The sequence below is a fragment of the Nonomuraea sp. NPDC005692 genome (assembly GCF_040631115.1).
In the GTDB taxonomy this organism is placed as follows: domain Bacteria; phylum Actinomycetota; class Actinomycetes; order Streptosporangiales; family Streptosporangiaceae; genus Nonomuraea.
Genome location: NZ_JBEXYU010000027.1, coordinates 40595 through 56951 on the forward strand (window position 1 = coordinate 40595; position 16357 = coordinate 56951).

Here is a 16357-nt window from a genome sequence, read left to right on the forward strand (position 1 = left end):
CGTCACCCGGCCGGCTGGCAGCACGATCATCATCGGATTGACGGCCTCCGACCTGCGTGTTCCGGCCCGGCCAGGAACAGGGTGACCCGCGGCGCCGATCCGGGCTGAACTTGGTCCCGGACCTGACCCGCATCTCATGGAGAGGATCACGCATGACCCGTCGTGTCTTCATCCCGCTCGGCGCCGCCGTGCTCGCGCTGGGCTGTCTCGGCGCGCCGTCCGGGGCCACCGCGCGCGCCGCGTCCTGCTGGGGCGGCCCCACGGTCACCATCCCGAACGGCAAGACGTACGCCACCAGGGTCTGCCCGACCTGGACGCAGACCCGCGTGCGGGAGATCCCCGCGCGCAACGGCGAGACGACCGGCTACCTGTTCCCCGGCGACAACTGGGTGGTCTGCCAGCGCAAGGGGGACGAGAACGACCAGCTCGGCGGCGGCCGCAACAACATCTGGCTCTACACCCAGGGCGACACCCAGGAGCACGAGTTCAACGGGTGGGGCTGGATCCCCGCGACGTCCGTCTCCTACGGCGGCGACTACCAGGCCATCCCCGGCGTGCCGTGGTGCACCGGCACCAACCCCAGATTCCCGTGAGAGGAACCGCTGTGAACCTTCGCTGCGCGCTCGCCGCCGGCGCCGTCCTGGTCGCGTCCCTGGCGTTCGCCCCGCCCGCCGAGGCGGGGCAGGCGTCCTGCTGGGGCGGTCCGACGGTGACGGACTACAAGGGCCGTACGTTCTCCACCAGCACCTGCCCGACCTGGATCCAGACCGCCGTGCTCGACCAGGCCGCGCTGCCCGGCGCCGAGACGACGGGGGTGCTGTTCCCGGGCGACAACTGGATGGTCTGCCAGCGCAGGAGCGGCGAGAACCCCGAGTACGGCGGCGGCCGGAACAACTACTGGCTCTACACCCAGGGCGACACCAGCAGGCTCCACGGCGGGTGGGGGTGGATCCCGGCGACCGCCGTCTCCTACGGCGGCGACTACCAGGCGATCCCCGGCGTGAAGCTCTGCCCGGCCGGCTTCTACGGCTGAGCCGGCGCCGCCCGAGCGCCCGCCCGTGCCCAGCACGGGCGGGGGCTCGCCGGGCGCGGGGTCATCGGCGGGCCGGGCGGATGACCAGGCGGCCGTAGGGGAGGTCGCCGGTCACCTGGACGTGCGGATGGCCGGGGCGGGGGCGGCCGGGGACCTTGCAGCTCACCCGCCCCCACTCGGACCGCACCCCGTCGGCGTTCGCGGTGGCGCCCGCGGGCAGGACGATCGTCGCGCTGCCGTAGGCCAGCAGCAGCTCGATGTCGATGCGCGCGTACGGCACGTGGGCCCGCGACAGGTCGAGCCGCACCTGGCCGTACCTGGAGTCGACGCACAGGCGGCGCGGGACCGCCCAGTCGCCGGTCCGGGTGACGGCGCCGCCGGTGGAGGTCAGCCGGACCACCTCGTCCGGCAGGTCGGCGACGATCGGCTCCAGCTCGCGGGCGGAGGTGGCGGTGAGCGCCAGTTCGAGCCGCTGCTCCAGCTCGTCGGGGTCGAGCCGGCCGTCCGCGTACGCCTGCTGGACCAGCTCGACCGCGCGCTCGCGGTCCGCGCCCGAGACGGTGCTCATCGGCTGACGGCCCTCTTGTACAGCCGCGTGGCCAGCGGCACGAACACGGCCAGGAGCAGCACGGACCACAGCAGCGACACCGGCACGGCGTGCCGCAGCGGCCAGGCGGCGGGCTGGGGCAGGGCGGCGCTGGTGTTGCCGAACAGCTCACGCGCGGCCTGGACGAGCGTGGAGACCGGATTCCACTCGGCGATCGGCCGCAGCGGGCCGGGCAGCCGCGTGCTGTCGGCGAACGCGTTGGACAGGAACACCAGCGGCAACGACGTGATGGTGGCGATGTTGTTGAACACCTCGGGCGTGCGCAGGGCCAGCGCGACCGTGGCCGTCACCCAGGAGAAGGCGTAGGAGAACAGCAGCAGCATCGCGAACCCGAGTGCCGCCTCCGCCGGCGAGCTGTGGACCCGCCAGCCGACCAGCAGGCCGACGAGCGCCATGGTGGCGATGCTGGTGACATTCATGATCACGTCGCTGACGGTCTGGCCGGTGAGCACCGCCGTGGGGGACATCGGCAGGGTGCGGAAGCGGTCGAAGATGCCCTTCTGCAGGTCCTGGGTGAGCGTGTAGCCGGTGATCTGCGCGCTGGTGACGATCGTCATGACGAAGATCCCGGGCAGCAGGTACTCGCCGTAGGACATGCCGGGCAGCTCGATCATGCTGCCGAAGACGTAGGTGAACAGCACCACGAACACGATGGGCAGCATGATCACGCCGCCCAGCAGGTCGGGGGCTCTGCGGATCTTGAGCGCGTTGCGCCTGGCGATGGTCAGGCCGTCGGCGGCGGCCAGCTGGAAGGCGTTCATCGGGCGGTCTCCCTGCTCTTCTCGTCGGCCTGGCGTCCGGTGAGGCTGAGGAACACGTCGTCGAGGGTGGGCCGGCGCAGCCCGGCGTCGCGTACGGCGATCCGCTCGGCGGCCAGGTGGCCGAGCGCCTGGGTCAGCGCGGCCGCGCCGCCGGTCACCGGGATCGTCATGCGCAGGGCGGCGGCGTCGATCCGCACCTCCCCCAGGGCCAGCGGCGCCAGGGCGCGGGCGGCGCTCTCCAGGCTCGCCGCGCTGGTCATCGAGAGCTGGATGCGGTCGCCGCCGACCTGGTCCTTCAGCTCCTCGGCCGTGCCGCGGGCGATCACCCGCCCGTGGTCGACCACCGCGATGCGGTCGGCGAGCCGGTCGGCCTCCTCCAGGTACTGGGTGGTCAGCAGGACGGTGGTGCCCTCCCGGACGAGCTCGGCGATGACGTCCCACAGGGCGATCCTGGCGCGGGGGTCGAGGCCGGTGGTGGGCTCGTCCAGGAACAGCACGGGCGGGTCGGCGACCAGCGCGCCGGCCAGGTCGAGGCGGCGCCGCATGCCGCCGGACCAGCCGCGCACCGGGCGGTCGGCGGCGTCGGCGAGGTCGAAGCGGTCCAGCAGCTCGCGGGCGCGCTCGCGGCTGCGCCGGGCGCCCAGGTGGTAGAGGCGGCCGACCATCTCCAGGTTCTCGGCGCCGGTGAGGTGGTCGTCCACGGCGGCGTACTGGCCGGACGCGCCGATGTGGGCACGCAGCCGGTGGGCGTCGCGGACGACGTCGAACCCGGCCACCGTGGCGTGGCCGGCGTCCGGTCGCAGGAGTGTGGTGAGGATCCTCACCGTGGTGGTCTTGCCGGCGCCGTTGGGGCCCAGCAGTCCTAACACCGTCCCCTCCGGGACGGTCAGGTCGACGCCGTCGAGGGCGGCCACGTCGCCGTACCTCTTGGTCAGCCCCTCGACCACGATCGCGTCTGGCATGTCGGTCTCCTCGGTCGTCAGGAACGGTGGATGTCGATGTCGCCGTGGGTGGTGTGGGCGTGGATCTCGACGGTCCGCGCCGCGTCGCCGGGGTCGTCGCCGGGGACGAGGGCGACGTTCACGGTGCCGTACCGGGAGCTGACGTCGAGCCAGGCGGAGGTGCCCTCGGGGACGCCGACGTCCAGGCCGCCGCCGGTGGTCTCCATGACGACCGTGCCGGACGCCACCTCGTGGATCTCCACACCGGCGTAGGCGGTCTTGGCGACGACGCCGGCCAGCGGGCGCTCCACGGTGATGTCGCCGTGGGCGCTGTTGAGCCGCAGCTCGCCGGTGACCTCGCCGAGGCGCACGTCGCCGTGGGCGGTCTTGACCGCGGCGGTGCCGTCGATCTCGCCGACGCGGATGTCGCCGTGGTTCGTGGTGATCTCGGCGTGCCCGCGGGCACGCGTGACGGAGACGGTGCCGTGGGTGCTCTTCAGGCGCAGCCGGCCGGCCTCCTCGACGCGGATGTCGCCGTACGTGGTGGTCGCCGTGACGTCGCCGAGCGGCCCGCGGCACGACAGGGCGCCGGACGTCCTGGCGTCGAGGCGGGAGCCGGCCGGCAGCTCGATCGTCACCTCCACCGAGCCCGTGCCGAGCAGCAGCGAACGCGCCCAGTCGGCGGGCGACTCGACCAGCTTGCCGAGCGAGAGCCCCCAGCCGAGCGCCGGCGCGCCCTGTTCCTTGTCGGCGCTCACCGTGAGCCTGCCGTCGGCGTAATGGACCTGGACGTGCCGGGCGGCCTGCACGTCGGCGTCGTTGTGCTCGTCGCTCGGGCGGACCTCGACCACGGTCTCGGCGCGGTCGCCCGCGACGACGCGGACGGCGGCGGTCGCCAGGTCGAGGACGGCGACGATGGGGCTGGACGTGTCGAAGGCCGGCATTCCGATCTCCCTGTCATCGGTCGTCATGGTCATCAGCGCACCCAGCCGCTGTAGCGGTTGCCGGTCTGCGGGGCCGGGCGCCGGGTGGCCCGGCGGGTGGCGTCGCCGGGGTCGAGCGCCGCGGAGACGGCGCGGACCAGCCAGGCATTGACGGACAGCCCGTCGCGCGCGGCCGCCTCCTCGATGCGCGGCTTGAGCGCCTCGGGCACTCGGAGTGAGATCCGGGACGTGCCGCCCTCGTCGGCCTCGGGGGCCGGTGGCGGGGCCGGCGGCGCGGGTGACCGGTCGCCCGGCCCGGCGCTCGCGGGCGGTTCGTCCGGTTCCGGGAACGAGTGGGCGGCGGGCGGTGACGTCACGACGAAGGCGGGGTCGCGCCCGCGCAGGCGCACCTCGACCGAGCCGGGCGCGAGGTCCTGGGTGATCTCGTCCGCGGCGGCCGACAGGGCCTCCAGCAGGGCGAGCCGGGCGGCCGACTCCAGAGTGGCGGCGAAGCGTTCGGCCAGCGCACGGGCCTCCTCGCCGCCCGTGCCGGCGGCGAGCATGAGCTCGCGCCGGAGTTGATCGACATACGGGGCAAGGTCCATGACGCCATCATGACACGTGAAGTGACGCCATCGCAATCCATAATGACGTCATCATGGCGTCATATGACGCCTCAGGCGGGCGGCCCGGACAGCGCGGTGACGACGCGGTGGCGCAGCAGCTCGTACTCCTCGCGGCACCGGCGCGGCGCGTCCGGGGGACGCTGCTGGAGCTGGGGATTCACGATGACCTCACCGGGGTGGAACTGGTCGGAGGTGAAGTCGATCTCAATGCCGCCGGGCAGCACGTTCCAGTAGTGGTGGCCGACCTTGACGCCGTCGGCGTGCACCTCGGCCAGGATCAGGTCTCCTCCGAGCAGGTCCTGGACCACCAGCGCGGTGATCCCGCACTGCCCCCTGGCCGGGTTGTCGGCCCGCCACTCCTCCCGCGCGGCGGTGTCGCAGGTGTCGGGCCCCCAGGCGGCACGCAACGTCGGCCGCAACAGTTCCAGTATCAGCATCCGGGGAGTGTCCCAGGCAGGACCGACAGTTCACGGGCCGTCCGGGGCGCGCGTCCCGCGCCGGGTTCCCGAAGGCCCTTCCCGCCCTGCGGCGCGAGCTGGACGCCGCCCCCTCCAGACGATCAGACCCTGATCACGCCAGGGTGTCGTCGAGGATCTTGTCGAGGAAGGCGTCCAGGTTGACCGTGGTCCTGGCGACGCGTTCGGCCACGCTCAGCGACTCGAACCGGACGCCCAGCTCGGTCTCCTTGCGCCCCCGGACGTACAGGGAGCAGGCCAGGTCGGCGCACATGTAGGCGCCCACCGTGTTGCCCTGCCGCCCCGCCGCGCCGACCCGGGGCGCGGTGAACAGCGCGACGCCGGTCCCGGCGTGCGGGGTCACGCAGACCGAGCAGAGCGTGCTCTTGGTGAAGCTCCTGCGCACCTCCTGGCCGAGCCGCAGCGCGACGCCGACCGGCGCGCCGCCGCGTTCGGCCACCAGGTACGCCCGCTCGGGCGCCCCCGGATCGCGCCAGCCCAGGAAGTCGAGGTCGGGCCAGGGCAGCTCGGGCAGCCCGCGCGGGACGGCGAGCCGGCGGGCCTCGCCCCTGGAGCAGTTGACGAAGGACGAGCGGATCTCGTTCTCGGTGACGGGGTTCATGACGTGCCTGCTTTCGAGGACGGGAGGAACAGGGCGGGCAGGAGGCAGAGCGCGACGGCGGCCAGCGCGACCCAGAAGGCGGGACGGTAGCCGCCGTGCTGGAGCAGCACGGCCACGCAGGCGGTGCCGGCCGCCGCGCCGACCTGCTGGCCGATGGCGTTGGCGGTGGTCGCGGCGGGCACCTTGGCCGGCGGCAGCGAGTGGTAGAGGGTGATCATGGTGGGCGAGACCGCGAGCGCGGCCCCCACCCCGCGGACGAACAGCGCCACCGGCAGCAGCGCCGTGCCCGCGCCGGGATCGGCCAGCGCGAACGGCAGCGTGCCGGCCGCCAGCAGGACCAGGCCCGTGACGACGATCCGGCGCGGGTTGCCGTGGAGGTCGATCAGCCGGCCGGCGGCCAGCACCGCGACGAGCATGCCGAGCCCCTGCGGCGCGAGCACCAGCCCGGCGCCGAGCGCGCCCGCCCCCTCGGCCGTCTGGACGAACAGCGGCACCAGGAACACGGCGGCGAACAGGGAGAAGTTGGCCAGGAAGGCCAGCGCGGCAGAGGCGGCGAAGGCCCGGTCGCGGAACAGGCCGGGCTCGACGATCCGCGGCCCGGAGGTGCGGGCGGCCCGCCACAGGCAGACGGCCAGCAGCAGCGCGCCGGCGGCCGCGGTCAGCGCGGCCACGGGCTCACCGGCACCGCTCAGCCCGTGCAGCAGCAGGGTCAGGCCGCCGCTCACACCGAGCAGGCCGGCCACGTCGAGGCGTTCGGCCGGGCCGCCGGGCCGGGCGGTGCGGACGTACAGAGCCGACAGGACGACGCCCGCCGCCACGAACGGGACGTTGACCAGGAACACCCACCGCCACGACAGCGTCTCCAGCAGCACGCCGCCGACGACCGGCCCGAGGACGGGCGCGAGCACGGCGGGCACGGCCATCAGCGCCATCATCCGGCCGAGCCGCTCGCGCCCGGCCAGCTCGACGACGATGATCCGGCTGAGCGGGAAGAGCATGCCCGCCCCGGCCCCCTGCGCGACGCGGAAGGCGACGAGGCTGCCGAGCGACCAGGCCGACCCGCACAGGATCGAGCCGGTCAGGAACACGGCGAGCGAGGCGGTCCAGGCCGTGCCGGCGCCGAACCGCTGGGCCGCCCACCCGGTCGCCGGGATGACCGCGGCCAGGGCGAGCAGGTAGGCGGTCGTCACCCATTGGGTGGCCGCCAGGTCGGTGGAGAACGCGCGGGCCAGGGTGTGCGTGGCGACGCCGACGATCGTGCCGTCGAGCAGCGCGGTGAACGCGCCCAGGGTGAGCACGCCGGCGACCGTCAGCAGCCGCCGGTCGAGGCCGGGCCGGGTCGCGGTCGTACCGGTCATGGGGAAACCTGCCAATGTCTCAGTGCGCTGTCGAGCGCGTCGATGATCGAGTCCCACGAGCTGCGGACGTCGCGGGCCGCCTGGAAGCCGCCGCGGGCCTCCAGGTTGGTGAAGCCGTGGAAGGTGCTGCGCAGCAGCCGGATGGCGTCGGTGTGGGCCGGCTCGGGCAGCCCGTACGCGGCCACGACCGCGTTGGTGGTGGTGAAGATGCGCTGGACGTCGGCGCACCCGGCGACGATCTCGGGGTCGAGCCGGAGCTGGGTGGCCTCGTACAGGCCCGGGTGGGCGAGCGCGAAGTCGCGGTAGGCGGCGGCGAAGGCGGCCAGCGCGTCCTTGCCCGCCTTGCCGGCCACCGCCGCGGTCAGGGCGTCGGCCTGGATGCGGGCGGCGCGCAGCGCCACCCGGACGCGCAGGTCCTGGAGGTTCCTGACGTGGGAGTAGAGGCTGGCGTCCGCGACGCCGAAGCGGCGCGCCAGGGCCGAGACCGTCAGGTTGTCGAACCCGGCCTCGTCGGCCAGCTCCCCGGCCGCCTCCGTCACGCGGTCCGCCGTCAGACCGGCCCGAGCCATCATGATCCACCTCCGCAGCAGGAAACCTAACCTTCCTAGGTTTTATCCTAGGGGTCCTAGGTTTCGCAAATCAGGAAAACTTGGGATCAGGTTGGACCGTGGCTGGAGCAGCCGTTCGTAACGTGGCGGACATGAGAGTGCTCGTCGATCTGAACCGCTGCCTGAGCTACGGCCAGTGCGTGTTCGCGGCGCCGGCGGTCTTCCGGTTCCACGGCGCCGAGTCCCTCGAGTACGACTACGCCCCGGCCGACGCGCTGCGCGAGCAGGTGCGCGAGGCCGCCGCGGCCTGCCCGGTGCAGGCGATCACCTGCTCGCCGGACGACCATGCGTAGCGCGGTGATCGTGGGCGCCTCGCTGGCCGGCCTGCGGGCCGCCGAGACGCTGCGGGCCGAGGGCTTCACCGGGGAGCTGACCCTGATCGGCGACGAGCCGTACGAGCCCTACGACCGGCCGCCGCTGTCCAAGCAGGTGCTGGCCGGACGGGCCGCGCCCGCGGACACCGCGCTCGTCACGGCGCGGGACCTGCGGGCGCGCCGGCTGCTCGGCGAGCCCGCCACCGGCCTGGACCTGCACACCCGGCAGGTACGTCTGGCCGGCGGGCGCGAGATCGGCTTCGACCGGGTGCTGATCGCCACCGGCACCCGCGCGCGCCCCTGGCCCGAGCCCGCCGAGGCGGCCCTGACCGGCGTGTTCACCCTGCGCGGACGCGACGACGCGGCGAGCCTGCGGGCCGCGCTCGCCGCCGGGCCGAGCCGGGTGCTGGTCATCGGCGGCGGGTTCACCGGCTCGGAGATCGCCTCCGTGTGCCGCGAGATGGGCCTGGCCGTGACGGTCGCGGAACGCGGCCCCGCCCCGCTGGCCGGGGCCCTGGGCGCGGCGGCCGGCAGCGTGGCCGCCCGGCTGCACCGCGAGCACGGCGTGGACCTGCGGGTGAACACCACGGTGATGGCGCTGGAGGGCGACGCCGAAGGCCGGCTGCGCGCGGCGCACCTGTCCGACGGCGACGTGCTGCCGGTCGAGGTCGCGGTGGTGGCGCTCGGGGCCGTCCGCAACACCGAGTGGCTGGCCGGGTCGGGCCTGGCGGCCGACGCGCGCGGGGTGGTGTGCGACGCCGCCTGCCGGGCCTTCGACGCCGACGCGATCGTCACCTCCGACGTGTTCGTGGCCGGCGACGTGGCGCGCTGGCCGCACCCGCACTACGACGGCCTGCTGCTGGCCGTGGAGCACTGGGACAACGCGGTGCGCCAGGCGGCCACCGCCGCGCACAACATGGTCGCCGACCGGCCGCGCCCGCACCGGGGGCTGCCGGCGTTCTGGTCCTACCAGTTCGGCGTCAGCATCAAGTCCGTCGGACTGCCGACGATCGCCGACGAGGTGGTGGTCACGCAGGGCTCGGTGGCCGAGCGCCGTTTCGTGGCCTGTTTCGGCCGCCAGGGCCGGTGCGTGGCGGCGGTCGCGGTGGACGCCCCGCGCTCGCTGCCCGCCTACGCCGGGCTCATCGAGGCGGCCGCGCCCTTCCCGCCCGACCTGCGGGCCGCCGACGGGCCGCGCACGCTGCTCCCGGTGCCCGCCGGCCTGGCCGTGGACGGCCAGTCCACGCACAGCCCGACGGCCGCGGTGACCGGACAGGGCCCGACCGCGCGCGAGGTGCCGCGCGAGCGCGACCCCCGCTCGCCGCTGACCGCGCCGCCGCTGGAATGAGAGCCGGAGGACGACCATGGCCCACCAGGTGACGCAGAGCCTGTTCGCGCAGGTCCTGGACGAGGCGAGCCGCCCTGACCCGTACCCGCTGTACGCCCGGCTGCGCGAGACGCCCGTCTCCCGCCAGGGGGACGACCTGTACGCCGTCAGCACGTACGCCGAGATCGTCTCGCTGCTGCACGACCCTCGGATCAGCTCCGACGAGCGCAAGAGCAGAAGCGGCTCCGGCTCGTTCGGCGCCTCCGGCAGGCTGATGGCCGGGCAGAACGCCCAGGACGGCCAGGAGTCGCGGAAACCGGCGTTCATCTTCCTCGACCCGCCCGACCACGACCGGCTGCGGCGGATCGTCATGCGGCACTTCACCCCTGAGCGCGTCAACCGGCTCGGGGAGCACGTGGTGTCGCTGGTGGCCGAGCTGCTCGACCGGCGCGCCGGCCAGGACTCCATGGACGTGGTAGACGACCTGGCCTACCCGCTGCCGGTCACGGTGATCTGCGACCTGCTCGGCGTGCCCAAGGAGGACGAGCCGCGCTTCCACGGCTGGGCCTCGGCGCTGGCCCGCACGCTGGACCCGCCCGAGGGGCTGTCGGCGGAGGAGGTGCGGCAGGCCGAGGCGGCCGCGCCGGAGCTGCGCGCGTACCTGGTGGAGCTGGCCGGCGAGCGGCACGCCCGCCCGTCGGACGACCTGCTGTCGGCGCTGCTCACCGACGGCGAGGCCGAGCGCATGGACGCCCCGGAGATCATCGCGACGATGGCCCTGCTGCTCATCGCCGGTCACGAGACCACCGTCAACCTGATCGCCAACGGCATGCTGACGTTCCTGCGCAACCCGGAGGCGCTGGCGCGGCTGCGCGCCGACCCGGGGCTGATCGTGCCGGCCGTCGAGGAGGTGCTGCGCTACGACCCGCCGGTGCAGTTCCGCACCCGCACGACGCTGGCCGACATCGAGATCGCCGGGGTCACCGTCCCCCAGGGCGCGGACGTGGCGCTGCTGCTGGCCTCGGGCAGCCGGGACCCGGCCCGTTTCCCCGGCGCCGACCGCTTCGACCCGGCGCGGCGGGACAACCAGCATCTGGGGTTCGGCGGGGGCGTCCACTACTGCGTGGGGGCGCCGCTGGCCCGGATCGAGGCGCGGGTCGCGCTGGGCGCGCTGGTGAGCAGGCTGGTCGGGCCGGAACTGGCCGCAGGCCCGCCGCCGTACCGGCACAGCGCGTCGCTGCGCGGGCCCGCGCACCTGCTGGTGGGCTTCGACCGCCTGCTCTGACCCCTGCCTGCTCTGAGGCCTGCCTGCTCTGAGGCCCGCCTGCTCTGAGGCCCGCCTGCTCTAGCGCCCGTCGAGGACGCGGGCCAGGGCGTCCAGGGTCTCCTGCCGGGTGCCCGGGGGCGGCGAGACGCGCAGCACCGGCTCCCGCAGGTCGAGCGGGGCGCGGGCGACCGGCGCGACGCCCACCAGCAGGCCCGCCCCGGCCGCCGCCGCGGCCGTCCTGGTGGGGTCCGCGCCGCCGGGCGGGCGCAGGGTGACGATGGCCGTCGGCTCGTCGTACGGCTCCACCACCCGCCAGCCGCCCCTGCCGTCGAGCGTGCGCCGGGCCGCCGCGCCCAGCTCGGCGAGGTGGGCGCGGACCGCGTCCGGCCCCAGCTCGTGGTGCTCCAGGACGGCGACGCCGAGGCCGATCCGCGCCGCCACCGCCGACTCGGCGCTCTCGTAGCGCGCGGCGCCGGGCAGCGGCCCGGTGCGCGGCGGGTCCTCCAGCCAGACGTGGCCGCCGAGCGCGGGGGCCGCCGCGTCCATGTCCTCGGTGAGACCGGGCACGATCAGGAAGCCGACGCCGCGCGGCCCGGCCAGCCACTTGCGGGAGGTGCCGACGTAGGCGGTGGCCCGCGCGCCGGTGACGTCGAGGTGGCCGAGCGACTGGCACACGTCCAGGACCAGGGGCACGCCGGCCTCCCGGCACAGGCGGCCGATCTCGCCGACCGGCTGCGCGGTGCCCCGGTGGGAGGGCAGGTGCGGCAGGGTGACCAGGTCCAGGCCGCGGCGCAGGGCGGCGGACAGGGCGTCGAGGTCGAGGCGGGCGTCGTCGTCGGCGGGCAGCTCGGCGAGGGTCCAGCCGCGCTCGGCGGCCAGGCGGCGCAGCAGCATGAGCGTGCTGCCGTACTCCGACCGGGTGAAGCCGACCCGGGCGCCCGGTGGCAGGCGCCAGCCGCCGAGCAGCGCCGCCATCGCGGCCGTGCCGCTCTCCAGGAAGGCGACGTCGGCCGCGGCCGCGCCGGTCAGGGCGGCCAGCGCGGCCCTGGGCGCGATCAGTCCCGGCACGGCGGCGTACCCGCCGAGCTCGCGCTCGCGCCGCAGGTGCTCGACCGTCGCGGCCAGTGCCCGGTCGCTGGGCACGTTGCAGCCGGCCGCGTCCAGGTGGCCGGACGGTGCGGCCGAGCGGGCGGCCCGCCAGCGTCCGGCGATCACGCCCCGGCCAGCAGCAGCCCGAAGTCGCCGTCGGGGTCGGTCCACGACCGCAGGACGGTGAACCCGGCCGCGGCCAGCTCCTCCCCCAGCGGCTCCAGCCGGAACTTGGCGCTGATCTCCGTCCGCATCTCCTCGCCCGCGGCGAAGTCGACGGTCAGGCCGAGCGCGCCGACCCGCACCCGCATGTCCCGGGTGGCCCGCAGGCGCATCTCGATCCACTCGTTGCGCTGGTCGTACAGGGCGACGTGCTCGAACGCCTCCGGCTCGAACCCGGCCGCCAGCTCCCGGTTGACCACGCGCAGGACGTTCCGGTTGAACGCGGCCGTCACCCCGGCGGCGTCGTCGTAGGCCGCGACCAGCCGCCCGGTGTCCTTCACCAGGTCGGCGCCGAGCAGGAACGTGTCGCCGGGCCGCAGGGTGGCGCGCAGTTCCTTCAGGAACACCTCGCGGGCGGCCGGTTCGAGGTTGCCGATCGTGCCGCCGAGGAAGGCCACCATGCGCCTGCCCGAGCGCGGCAGCAGCCGCAGGTGCCGCTCGAAGTCGGCGCACACCGCCCGCACCTCCAGCCCGGGGAAGCGCCCGCCCAGCCGGCGCGCCGCCGCCTCCAGGGTGACGGCGTCCACGTCCACCGGCGTGTACGCGCGCAGCGTGCCTGCGGCGGTGAGCGCGTCCAGCAGCAGCACGGTCTTCTCGCTCGTGCCCGAGCCCAGCTCGACCAGCGTGTCCGCGCCGGAGGCGGCGGCGATCCCGGCCGCCCGCGCGCGCAGGATCGTCAGCTCGCGGCGGGTCGGGTAGTACTCGGGCAACCGGGTGATGCGCGAGAACAGGTCGCTGCCCGCCTCGTCATAGAACCACTTGGGCGGCAGCCACTTGGGCGTGGCCGTCAGCCCGGTCCTGACGTCGTGTTCGAGCGCCTGGCGCAGGTAGCCGGGGTCAAGATGGTTGGTCACATGGACGGTCGGCTGGGTGACGGGCACGAGATCCTCCTTCGGAAGGTCACAACGGCTGGACGCGTACGTCGTCCGGCGTGGCGGTGAGCAGGCTGCGGTCGGGCGCCGCCTGCCAGCCGGGCCGGTCGTCGAGCGGCTCGCTGGCCACGTACACGCCGTCCTGGTCGGCGCGGAAGAACAGGGTGTCGCCCCAGACGGTCGCGGCGAGCGCCGTGCCGTCGCAGGCGAGCAGGTTCAGGCGGGCGGCGGGGTCCTTCTCCCCGGCGCGCACGACGACGTCGGCCAGCGCCGCGGCCAGGCCGAGACCGGCGCTGCCGCGGGCGAACACGGCGGCGGCCAGCCAGGCCGAGTCGCAGGGGCTCTCGGGCAGGTCGTCGGCCAGGTCCATGACCGCGTCGCGCTCGACCCGGCCGTTGTGGCTGAGCAACCAGCCGCCTCCGGCGAACGGCGCGGTGGCGCTCTCCTCCACCGGCATGCCGGTCGTGGCGCACCGCACGGCCGCGATCAGGCAGCCGGAACGGGCGATCTCGGCGAGCGCGGGCAGGTTGGCGTCGGCCCAGATGGGGATGGCGCGGCGGTAGCGCACCGGCTCCGGTCTGGCCGGGTCGTACCAGGCCATGCCGTAGCCGTCGGCGTTGACCGTGCCGTGGCGCTGCCGCCGGGGCGCGTACGACTGGGCGAGCAGGCCGTGCACCGGCTCGTGGATCAGCGCGGTCAGCGGGCGCGGGGCGCCGAGCCAGGCGGCGTGCCGGCACATCTAGGCCCGCTCGGCGTCGCGGGCGCAGCGGAAGCCGGTGAAGATCTGCCGCCGGACCGGGTAGTCCCAGTTGCGGAACGTCGTCCGCACCGCCGCCGGGTCGGCCGCCCACGAGCCGCCGCGCAGCACCCGGTACTCCTGCCCGAAGAAGACCTCGCTGTACTCCTTGTAGGGGAAGCTGCGGAACCCGGGATAGGGCTGGAACCACGACCCGGTCCACTCCCACACGTCGCCGACCATCTGCTCGGCCCCGTACGCGCTCGCCCCGGCGGGGTAGGCGCCCAGCGGGGCCGGCCGGGCCGCCCGGTGACCGAGGTTGGCGAGGTCGGGACGGGGGTCCTCGTCGCCCCACGGGTACTTGCGGGCCCGCCCGGCCTCCGGGTCCCAGCCGCACGCCTTCTCCCACTCGGCCTCGGTGGGCAGCCGCCGGCCCGCCCAGCGGGCGTAGGCGTCGGCCTCGTACCAGCTCACGTGCTGGACCGGCTCGTCCATCGGGACGGGCTCGGCGCGGCCGAAGCGGGTGCGCCACCAGGTGCCGCCCTCGCGGGTCCAGAACAGCGGCGCGCCGGCCCCGCTCTCCTGCCGCCAGCGCCAGCCGTCCGGGTGCCACCAGCGCGGATCGTCGTAGCCGCCGGACTCGACGAAGGCGGCGTAGGCGGCGTTGCCGACGGGCAGCCGGTCGATCCAGTAGGCGGGCAGGTCGACCCGGTGGGCGGGGCGCTCGTTGTCGTAGGCCCATGGCAGGGTGCCGGTGCCCATCTGGAAGGGGCCGGCGGGCACGTACACCTCGTCGGGGCCGGTGGCGCGGCCCGGCGGCAGGTCGCCGTCGCGGACCAGGCCGGGCTGCCGGGACAGCTGCCAGGTGGCCAGCATCGTCTCGTCGTGCTGGTGCTCGTGCTGGATGACCAGGCCGAACACGAACCCGTCGCGGTGCAGCGGTGCGGCGGCCTCCAGGTCGATCGCGTCCAGCACGTCGAGCACCCGGCCTCGTACGCCGCCGATGTACTTCCTGGCCTCGGCCGGGCCGAGGATCGGCAGGGTGGGACGGTCCTTGCGGGGGTGCTTGAAGGCGTCGTAGATGTCGTCGATCTCGGGGCGCAGCGGCGTGATGCCGGCGGCCTCGCGCAGCACCCACAACTCCTCGTAGTTGCCGACGTGCGCGAGGTCCCACACCAGCGGCGACATCAGCGGGGAGTGCTGGCGCAGCAGGAGGTCGTCCTCGGCCTCGGTGTAGGTCAGCGAACGGTCGCGCACCGCGGTCAGCTCGGCGGCGATGCGTTCCTTGATGTCGTTCATGCCCGTCCTTCTCCGCTCAGCCAGGCCGGCAGGCGCCGCACCGGGTCCGTCATCAGGTCCATCAGGTCGGCCGCCGGGGAGCGGCCCGCGCTCACGTACCGGGCGGCGAAGCCGGACACGCCGTCGACCAGATCGGCGGGCGCGCCGAGCCGGGGCAGCGCCTCGACGGCGGCACGGAAGGCCGCCTCGGCGGCGCGGGCGAGCCGCGGGTCGGTCAGGCCGCACCTGGCGGCCACCTCCGCCAGGCCCGCGACGGGCTCGGCGGCCGACAGGGCGGCGTCGGCGGCGCGGTCATCGGTGATCAGGGCGTGGGTGACGGCGACGCACACCGGCCAGTCGTCGGGGTGCTGGGCGTCGAGGTAGCGGATCTCCAGCCAGCCGCGCGGCCGGACCGGCGGGAACAGCGTGGTGGCGTGGTAGGCCAGGTCGTCGGGGGTGGGCGGGCGCTCGCCCGCGCCGTCGAGCCAGTCGCGGAAGGTCGAGCCGTCGCCGACGGTGCGGTAGCGGCGCTCGTCCTCGCGGACGAGCATGAGCCGGGCGTCGAGCAGGTACGCCGCCCAGGCCGCCGCCGGGTCGCCGGAGCCGGGGACGGGCGCGGTGCGGGTCGGGTCCAGGTTCTCCCAGACGGCCTGGCGGCCCGACATCCAGCCGCAGGGGCGTCCGCGGCTCAGCGGCGAGTTGCTGAAGGCCGCGATCAGGACGGGCCCGAGCAGCCTGGCGCGCTCCCACCGGACCGCCGGCCGCTCCCCCAGGTCCACGTTCACCTGGACGGACGCGGTCGAGCACATCATCAGCGGCCCGTACGGGCGGCCCAGGAACTCGGCCATGGCGTCGTAGCGCGGCTGGCGGAGCTGCCGCCGGGCCGGGCGCAGCGGGTCGAGCCCCACACCGCCCAGCACCAGCCCGGCCCGCCCGAGCGCGGCGCGTACGGCGGCCACGTCGGCGGCCAGCCGTCCGATGGCCTCGGCGGGCGGCCCGGCCGGGCCCGACAGCTCGATCTGGCCGCCCGGCTCGTACGTCACCCGGCTCCCGCCGGCCAGCGCAGGGACGACCCGCTCGACCCGGTCCATCGGCACCTGCCGCGCCGGGTCCGCCCGGTCGAAGACCAGGAACTCCAGCTCGGCCCCCACCCGGTCGCCCGGGGCGGGGGCGAAGCACCGGCGTGCGAACTCCTCCACCTCCGGCACGCCCCGGAGCGGCTCGCCGGCCGCTCCCGAGGCGCCGGACCCGCCGGCCGCCGGGCCGGTCATCGCGTGGCGCATGTGCTTACAGACCCGCGAGACCCGCCAGCGTTACA

At 75.0% G+C, this 16357-nt stretch carries 19 protein-coding genes; 5 read left to right on the top strand and 14 right to left on the bottom strand.

Annotated features, from left to right (window positions below; translation table 11 throughout):
• Positions 1–152: 152 nt before the first annotated feature.
• Positions 153–593 (top strand): hypothetical protein, encoded by a 441-nt coding sequence (locus ABZ459_RS38545; RefSeq protein WP_357981415.1) that lies wholly within the window; start codon positions 153–155, stop codon positions 591–593.
• A gap of 11 nt (positions 594–604) precedes the next feature.
• A complete protein-coding gene (locus ABZ459_RS38550) occupies positions 605–1033 on the top strand; it encodes a hypothetical protein (RefSeq protein WP_357981418.1) in 429 nt (142 codons plus the stop codon).
• Positions 1034–1094: 61 nt separating this feature from the next.
• Here the strand turns inward: ABZ459_RS38550 and ABZ459_RS38555 are convergent, their stop codons facing one another.
• The 9 genes from ABZ459_RS38555 to ABZ459_RS38595 form a co-directional block, all read right to left on the bottom strand.
• Positions 1095–1601 carry a DUF1707 domain-containing protein gene (locus ABZ459_RS38555; RefSeq protein ID WP_357981421.1) on the bottom strand — a complete coding sequence of 169 codons (507 nt, stop codon included), beginning with the start codon at positions 1599–1601 and terminating at the stop codon, positions 1095–1097.
• Positions 1598–2401 carry an ABC transporter permease gene (locus ABZ459_RS38560; protein ID WP_357981424.1) on the bottom strand — a complete coding sequence of 268 codons (804 nt, stop codon included), beginning with the start codon at positions 2399–2401 and terminating at the stop codon, positions 1598–1600. Before ABZ459_RS38560 ends, ABZ459_RS38555 begins: the two co-directional genes overlap by 4 nt.
• Positions 2398–3363, bottom strand: a complete 966-nt coding sequence (locus ABZ459_RS38565) for an ATP-binding cassette domain-containing protein (RefSeq protein WP_357981428.1) — start codon at positions 3361–3363, stop codon at positions 2398–2400. Before ABZ459_RS38565 ends, ABZ459_RS38560 begins: the two co-directional genes overlap by 4 nt.
• A 17-nt stretch (positions 3364–3380) precedes the next feature.
• Entirely contained in the window at positions 3381–4313 is a 933-nt protein-coding gene (locus ABZ459_RS38570) for a DUF4097 family beta strand repeat-containing protein (protein WP_357981431.1), read from the bottom strand.
• A gap of 5 nt (positions 4314–4318) precedes the next feature.
• Positions 4319–4870, bottom strand: a complete 552-nt coding sequence (locus ABZ459_RS38575; protein WP_357981434.1) for a toxin-antitoxin system HicB family antitoxin — start codon at positions 4868–4870, stop codon at positions 4319–4321.
• Positions 4871–4941: 71 nt separating this feature from the next.
• Positions 4942–5328: a hypothetical protein gene (locus ABZ459_RS38580; protein WP_357981437.1), complete on the bottom strand. Its 387-nt coding sequence runs from the start codon at positions 5326–5328 to the stop codon at positions 4942–4944.
• Between the two features lie 133 nt (positions 5329–5461).
• A complete protein-coding gene (locus ABZ459_RS38585) occupies positions 5462–5968 on the bottom strand; it encodes an FBP domain-containing protein (protein ID WP_357981440.1) in 507 nt (168 codons plus the stop codon).
• Complete coding sequence (locus ABZ459_RS38590) at positions 5965–7326, bottom strand: DHA2 family efflux MFS transporter permease subunit (RefSeq protein ID WP_357981443.1); 1362 nt, start codon at positions 7324–7326, stop codon at positions 5965–5967. The genes ABZ459_RS38585 and ABZ459_RS38590 overlap by 4 nt, the downstream gene beginning before the upstream one ends.
• Positions 7323–7895: a TetR/AcrR family transcriptional regulator gene (locus ABZ459_RS38595; RefSeq protein WP_357981746.1), complete on the bottom strand. Its 573-nt coding sequence runs from the start codon at positions 7893–7895 to the stop codon at positions 7323–7325. Before ABZ459_RS38595 ends, ABZ459_RS38590 begins: the two co-directional genes overlap by 4 nt.
• Positions 7896–8026: 131 nt before the next feature.
• Between ABZ459_RS38595 and ABZ459_RS38600 the strand changes: the two genes are divergently transcribed.
• The 3 genes from ABZ459_RS38600 to ABZ459_RS38610 are packed head-to-tail and all read left to right on the top strand — an operon-like array spanning position 8027 to position 10860.
• Positions 8027–8227: a ferredoxin gene (locus tag ABZ459_RS38600; RefSeq protein ID WP_352355003.1), complete on the top strand. Its 201-nt coding sequence runs from the start codon at positions 8027–8029 to the stop codon at positions 8225–8227.
• Entirely contained in the window at positions 8220–9596 is a 1377-nt protein-coding gene (locus tag ABZ459_RS38605; RefSeq protein WP_357981446.1) for an FAD-dependent oxidoreductase, read from the top strand. The genes ABZ459_RS38600 and ABZ459_RS38605 overlap by 8 nt, the downstream gene beginning before the upstream one ends.
• 16 nt (positions 9597–9612) lie before the next feature.
• A complete protein-coding gene (locus ABZ459_RS38610; protein ID WP_357981449.1) occupies positions 9613–10860 on the top strand; it encodes a cytochrome P450 in 1248 nt (415 codons plus the stop codon).
• A gap of 60 nt (positions 10861–10920) precedes the next feature.
• Here ABZ459_RS38610 and egtE read toward each other — a convergent pair whose 3' ends face one another.
• Genes egtE through egtA form a run of 5 tightly spaced genes read right to left on the bottom strand, consistent with a single transcriptional unit; the run spans position 10921 to position 16322 of the window.
• Entirely contained in the window at positions 10921–12057 is a 1137-nt protein-coding gene (gene egtE / locus ABZ459_RS38615; protein ID WP_357981452.1) for an ergothioneine biosynthesis PLP-dependent enzyme EgtE, read from the bottom strand.
• On the bottom strand, positions 12054–13034 hold the full coding sequence (egtD, locus tag ABZ459_RS38620; RefSeq protein WP_357981455.1) for an L-histidine N(alpha)-methyltransferase: 981 nt from the start codon (positions 13032–13034) through the stop codon (positions 12054–12056). The genes egtE and egtD overlap by 4 nt, the downstream gene beginning before the upstream one ends.
• A 19-nt stretch (positions 13035–13053) precedes the next feature.
• The gene (egtC, locus tag ABZ459_RS38625; protein WP_357981458.1) at positions 13054–13764 is read right to left on the bottom strand and encodes an ergothioneine biosynthesis protein EgtC; all 711 of its coding nucleotides are present in this window, start codon (positions 13762–13764) and stop codon (positions 13054–13056) included.
• The gene (gene egtB / locus ABZ459_RS38630; protein ID WP_357981461.1) at positions 13765–15060 is read right to left on the bottom strand and encodes an ergothioneine biosynthesis protein EgtB; all 1296 of its coding nucleotides are present in this window, start codon (positions 15058–15060) and stop codon (positions 13765–13767) included.
• Positions 15057–16322: an ergothioneine biosynthesis glutamate--cysteine ligase EgtA gene (egtA, locus tag ABZ459_RS38635; RefSeq protein WP_357981464.1), complete on the bottom strand. Its 1266-nt coding sequence runs from the start codon at positions 16320–16322 to the stop codon at positions 15057–15059. Before egtA ends, egtB begins: the two co-directional genes overlap by 4 nt.
• Positions 16323–16357: the final 35 nt, after the last annotated feature.

Excerpts from the sequence above, each read along its gene's own strand:
- egtC (WP_357981458.1), bottom strand. The coding sequence starts at position 13,764 with ATGTGCCGGCACGCCGCCTGGCTCGGCGCCCCGCGCCCGCTGACCGCG.
- ABZ459_RS38555 (WP_357981421.1), bottom strand. The coding sequence starts at position 1,601 with ATGAGCACCGTCTCGGGCGCGGACCGCGAGCGCGCGGTCGAGCTGGTC.
- ABZ459_RS38610 (WP_357981449.1), top strand. The coding sequence starts at position 9,613 with ATGGCCCACCAGGTGACGCAGAGCCTGTTCGCGCAGGTCCTGGACGAG.
- ABZ459_RS38565 (WP_357981428.1), bottom strand. The coding sequence starts at position 3,363 with ATGCCAGACGCGATCGTGGTCGAGGGGCTGACCAAGAGGTACGGCGAC.
- ABZ459_RS38560 (WP_357981424.1), bottom strand. The coding sequence starts at position 2,401 with ATGAACGCCTTCCAGCTGGCCGCCGCCGACGGCCTGACCATCGCCAGG.
- ABZ459_RS38570 (WP_357981431.1), bottom strand. The coding sequence starts at position 4,313 with ATGACGACCGATGACAGGGAGATCGGAATGCCGGCCTTCGACACGTCC.
- ABZ459_RS38580 (WP_357981437.1), bottom strand. The coding sequence starts at position 5,328 with ATGCTGATACTGGAACTGTTGCGGCCGACGTTGCGTGCCGCCTGGGGG.
- ABZ459_RS38595 (WP_357981746.1), bottom strand. The coding sequence starts at position 7,895 with ATGGCTCGGGCCGGTCTGACGGCGGACCGCGTGACGGAGGCGGCCGGG.
- ABZ459_RS38600 (WP_352355003.1), top strand. The coding sequence starts at position 8,027 with ATGAGAGTGCTCGTCGATCTGAACCGCTGCCTGAGCTACGGCCAGTGC.
- ABZ459_RS38585 (WP_357981440.1), bottom strand. The coding sequence starts at position 5,968 with ATGAACCCCGTCACCGAGAACGAGATCCGCTCGTCCTTCGTCAACTGC.
- egtB (WP_357981461.1), bottom strand. The coding sequence starts at position 15,060 with ATGAACGACATCAAGGAACGCATCGCCGCCGAGCTGACCGCGGTGCGC.
- ABZ459_RS38545 (WP_357981415.1), top strand. The coding sequence starts at position 153 with ATGACCCGTCGTGTCTTCATCCCGCTCGGCGCCGCCGTGCTCGCGCTG.
- egtA (WP_357981464.1), bottom strand. The coding sequence starts at position 16,322 with ATGCGCCACGCGATGACCGGCCCGGCGGCCGGCGGGTCCGGCGCCTCG.
- ABZ459_RS38575 (WP_357981434.1), bottom strand. The coding sequence starts at position 4,870 with ATGGACCTTGCCCCGTATGTCGATCAACTCCGGCGCGAGCTCATGCTC.
- ABZ459_RS38590 (WP_357981443.1), bottom strand. The coding sequence starts at position 7,326 with ATGACCGGTACGACCGCGACCCGGCCCGGCCTCGACCGGCGGCTGCTG.
- ABZ459_RS38605 (WP_357981446.1), top strand. The coding sequence starts at position 8,220 with ATGCGTAGCGCGGTGATCGTGGGCGCCTCGCTGGCCGGCCTGCGGGCC.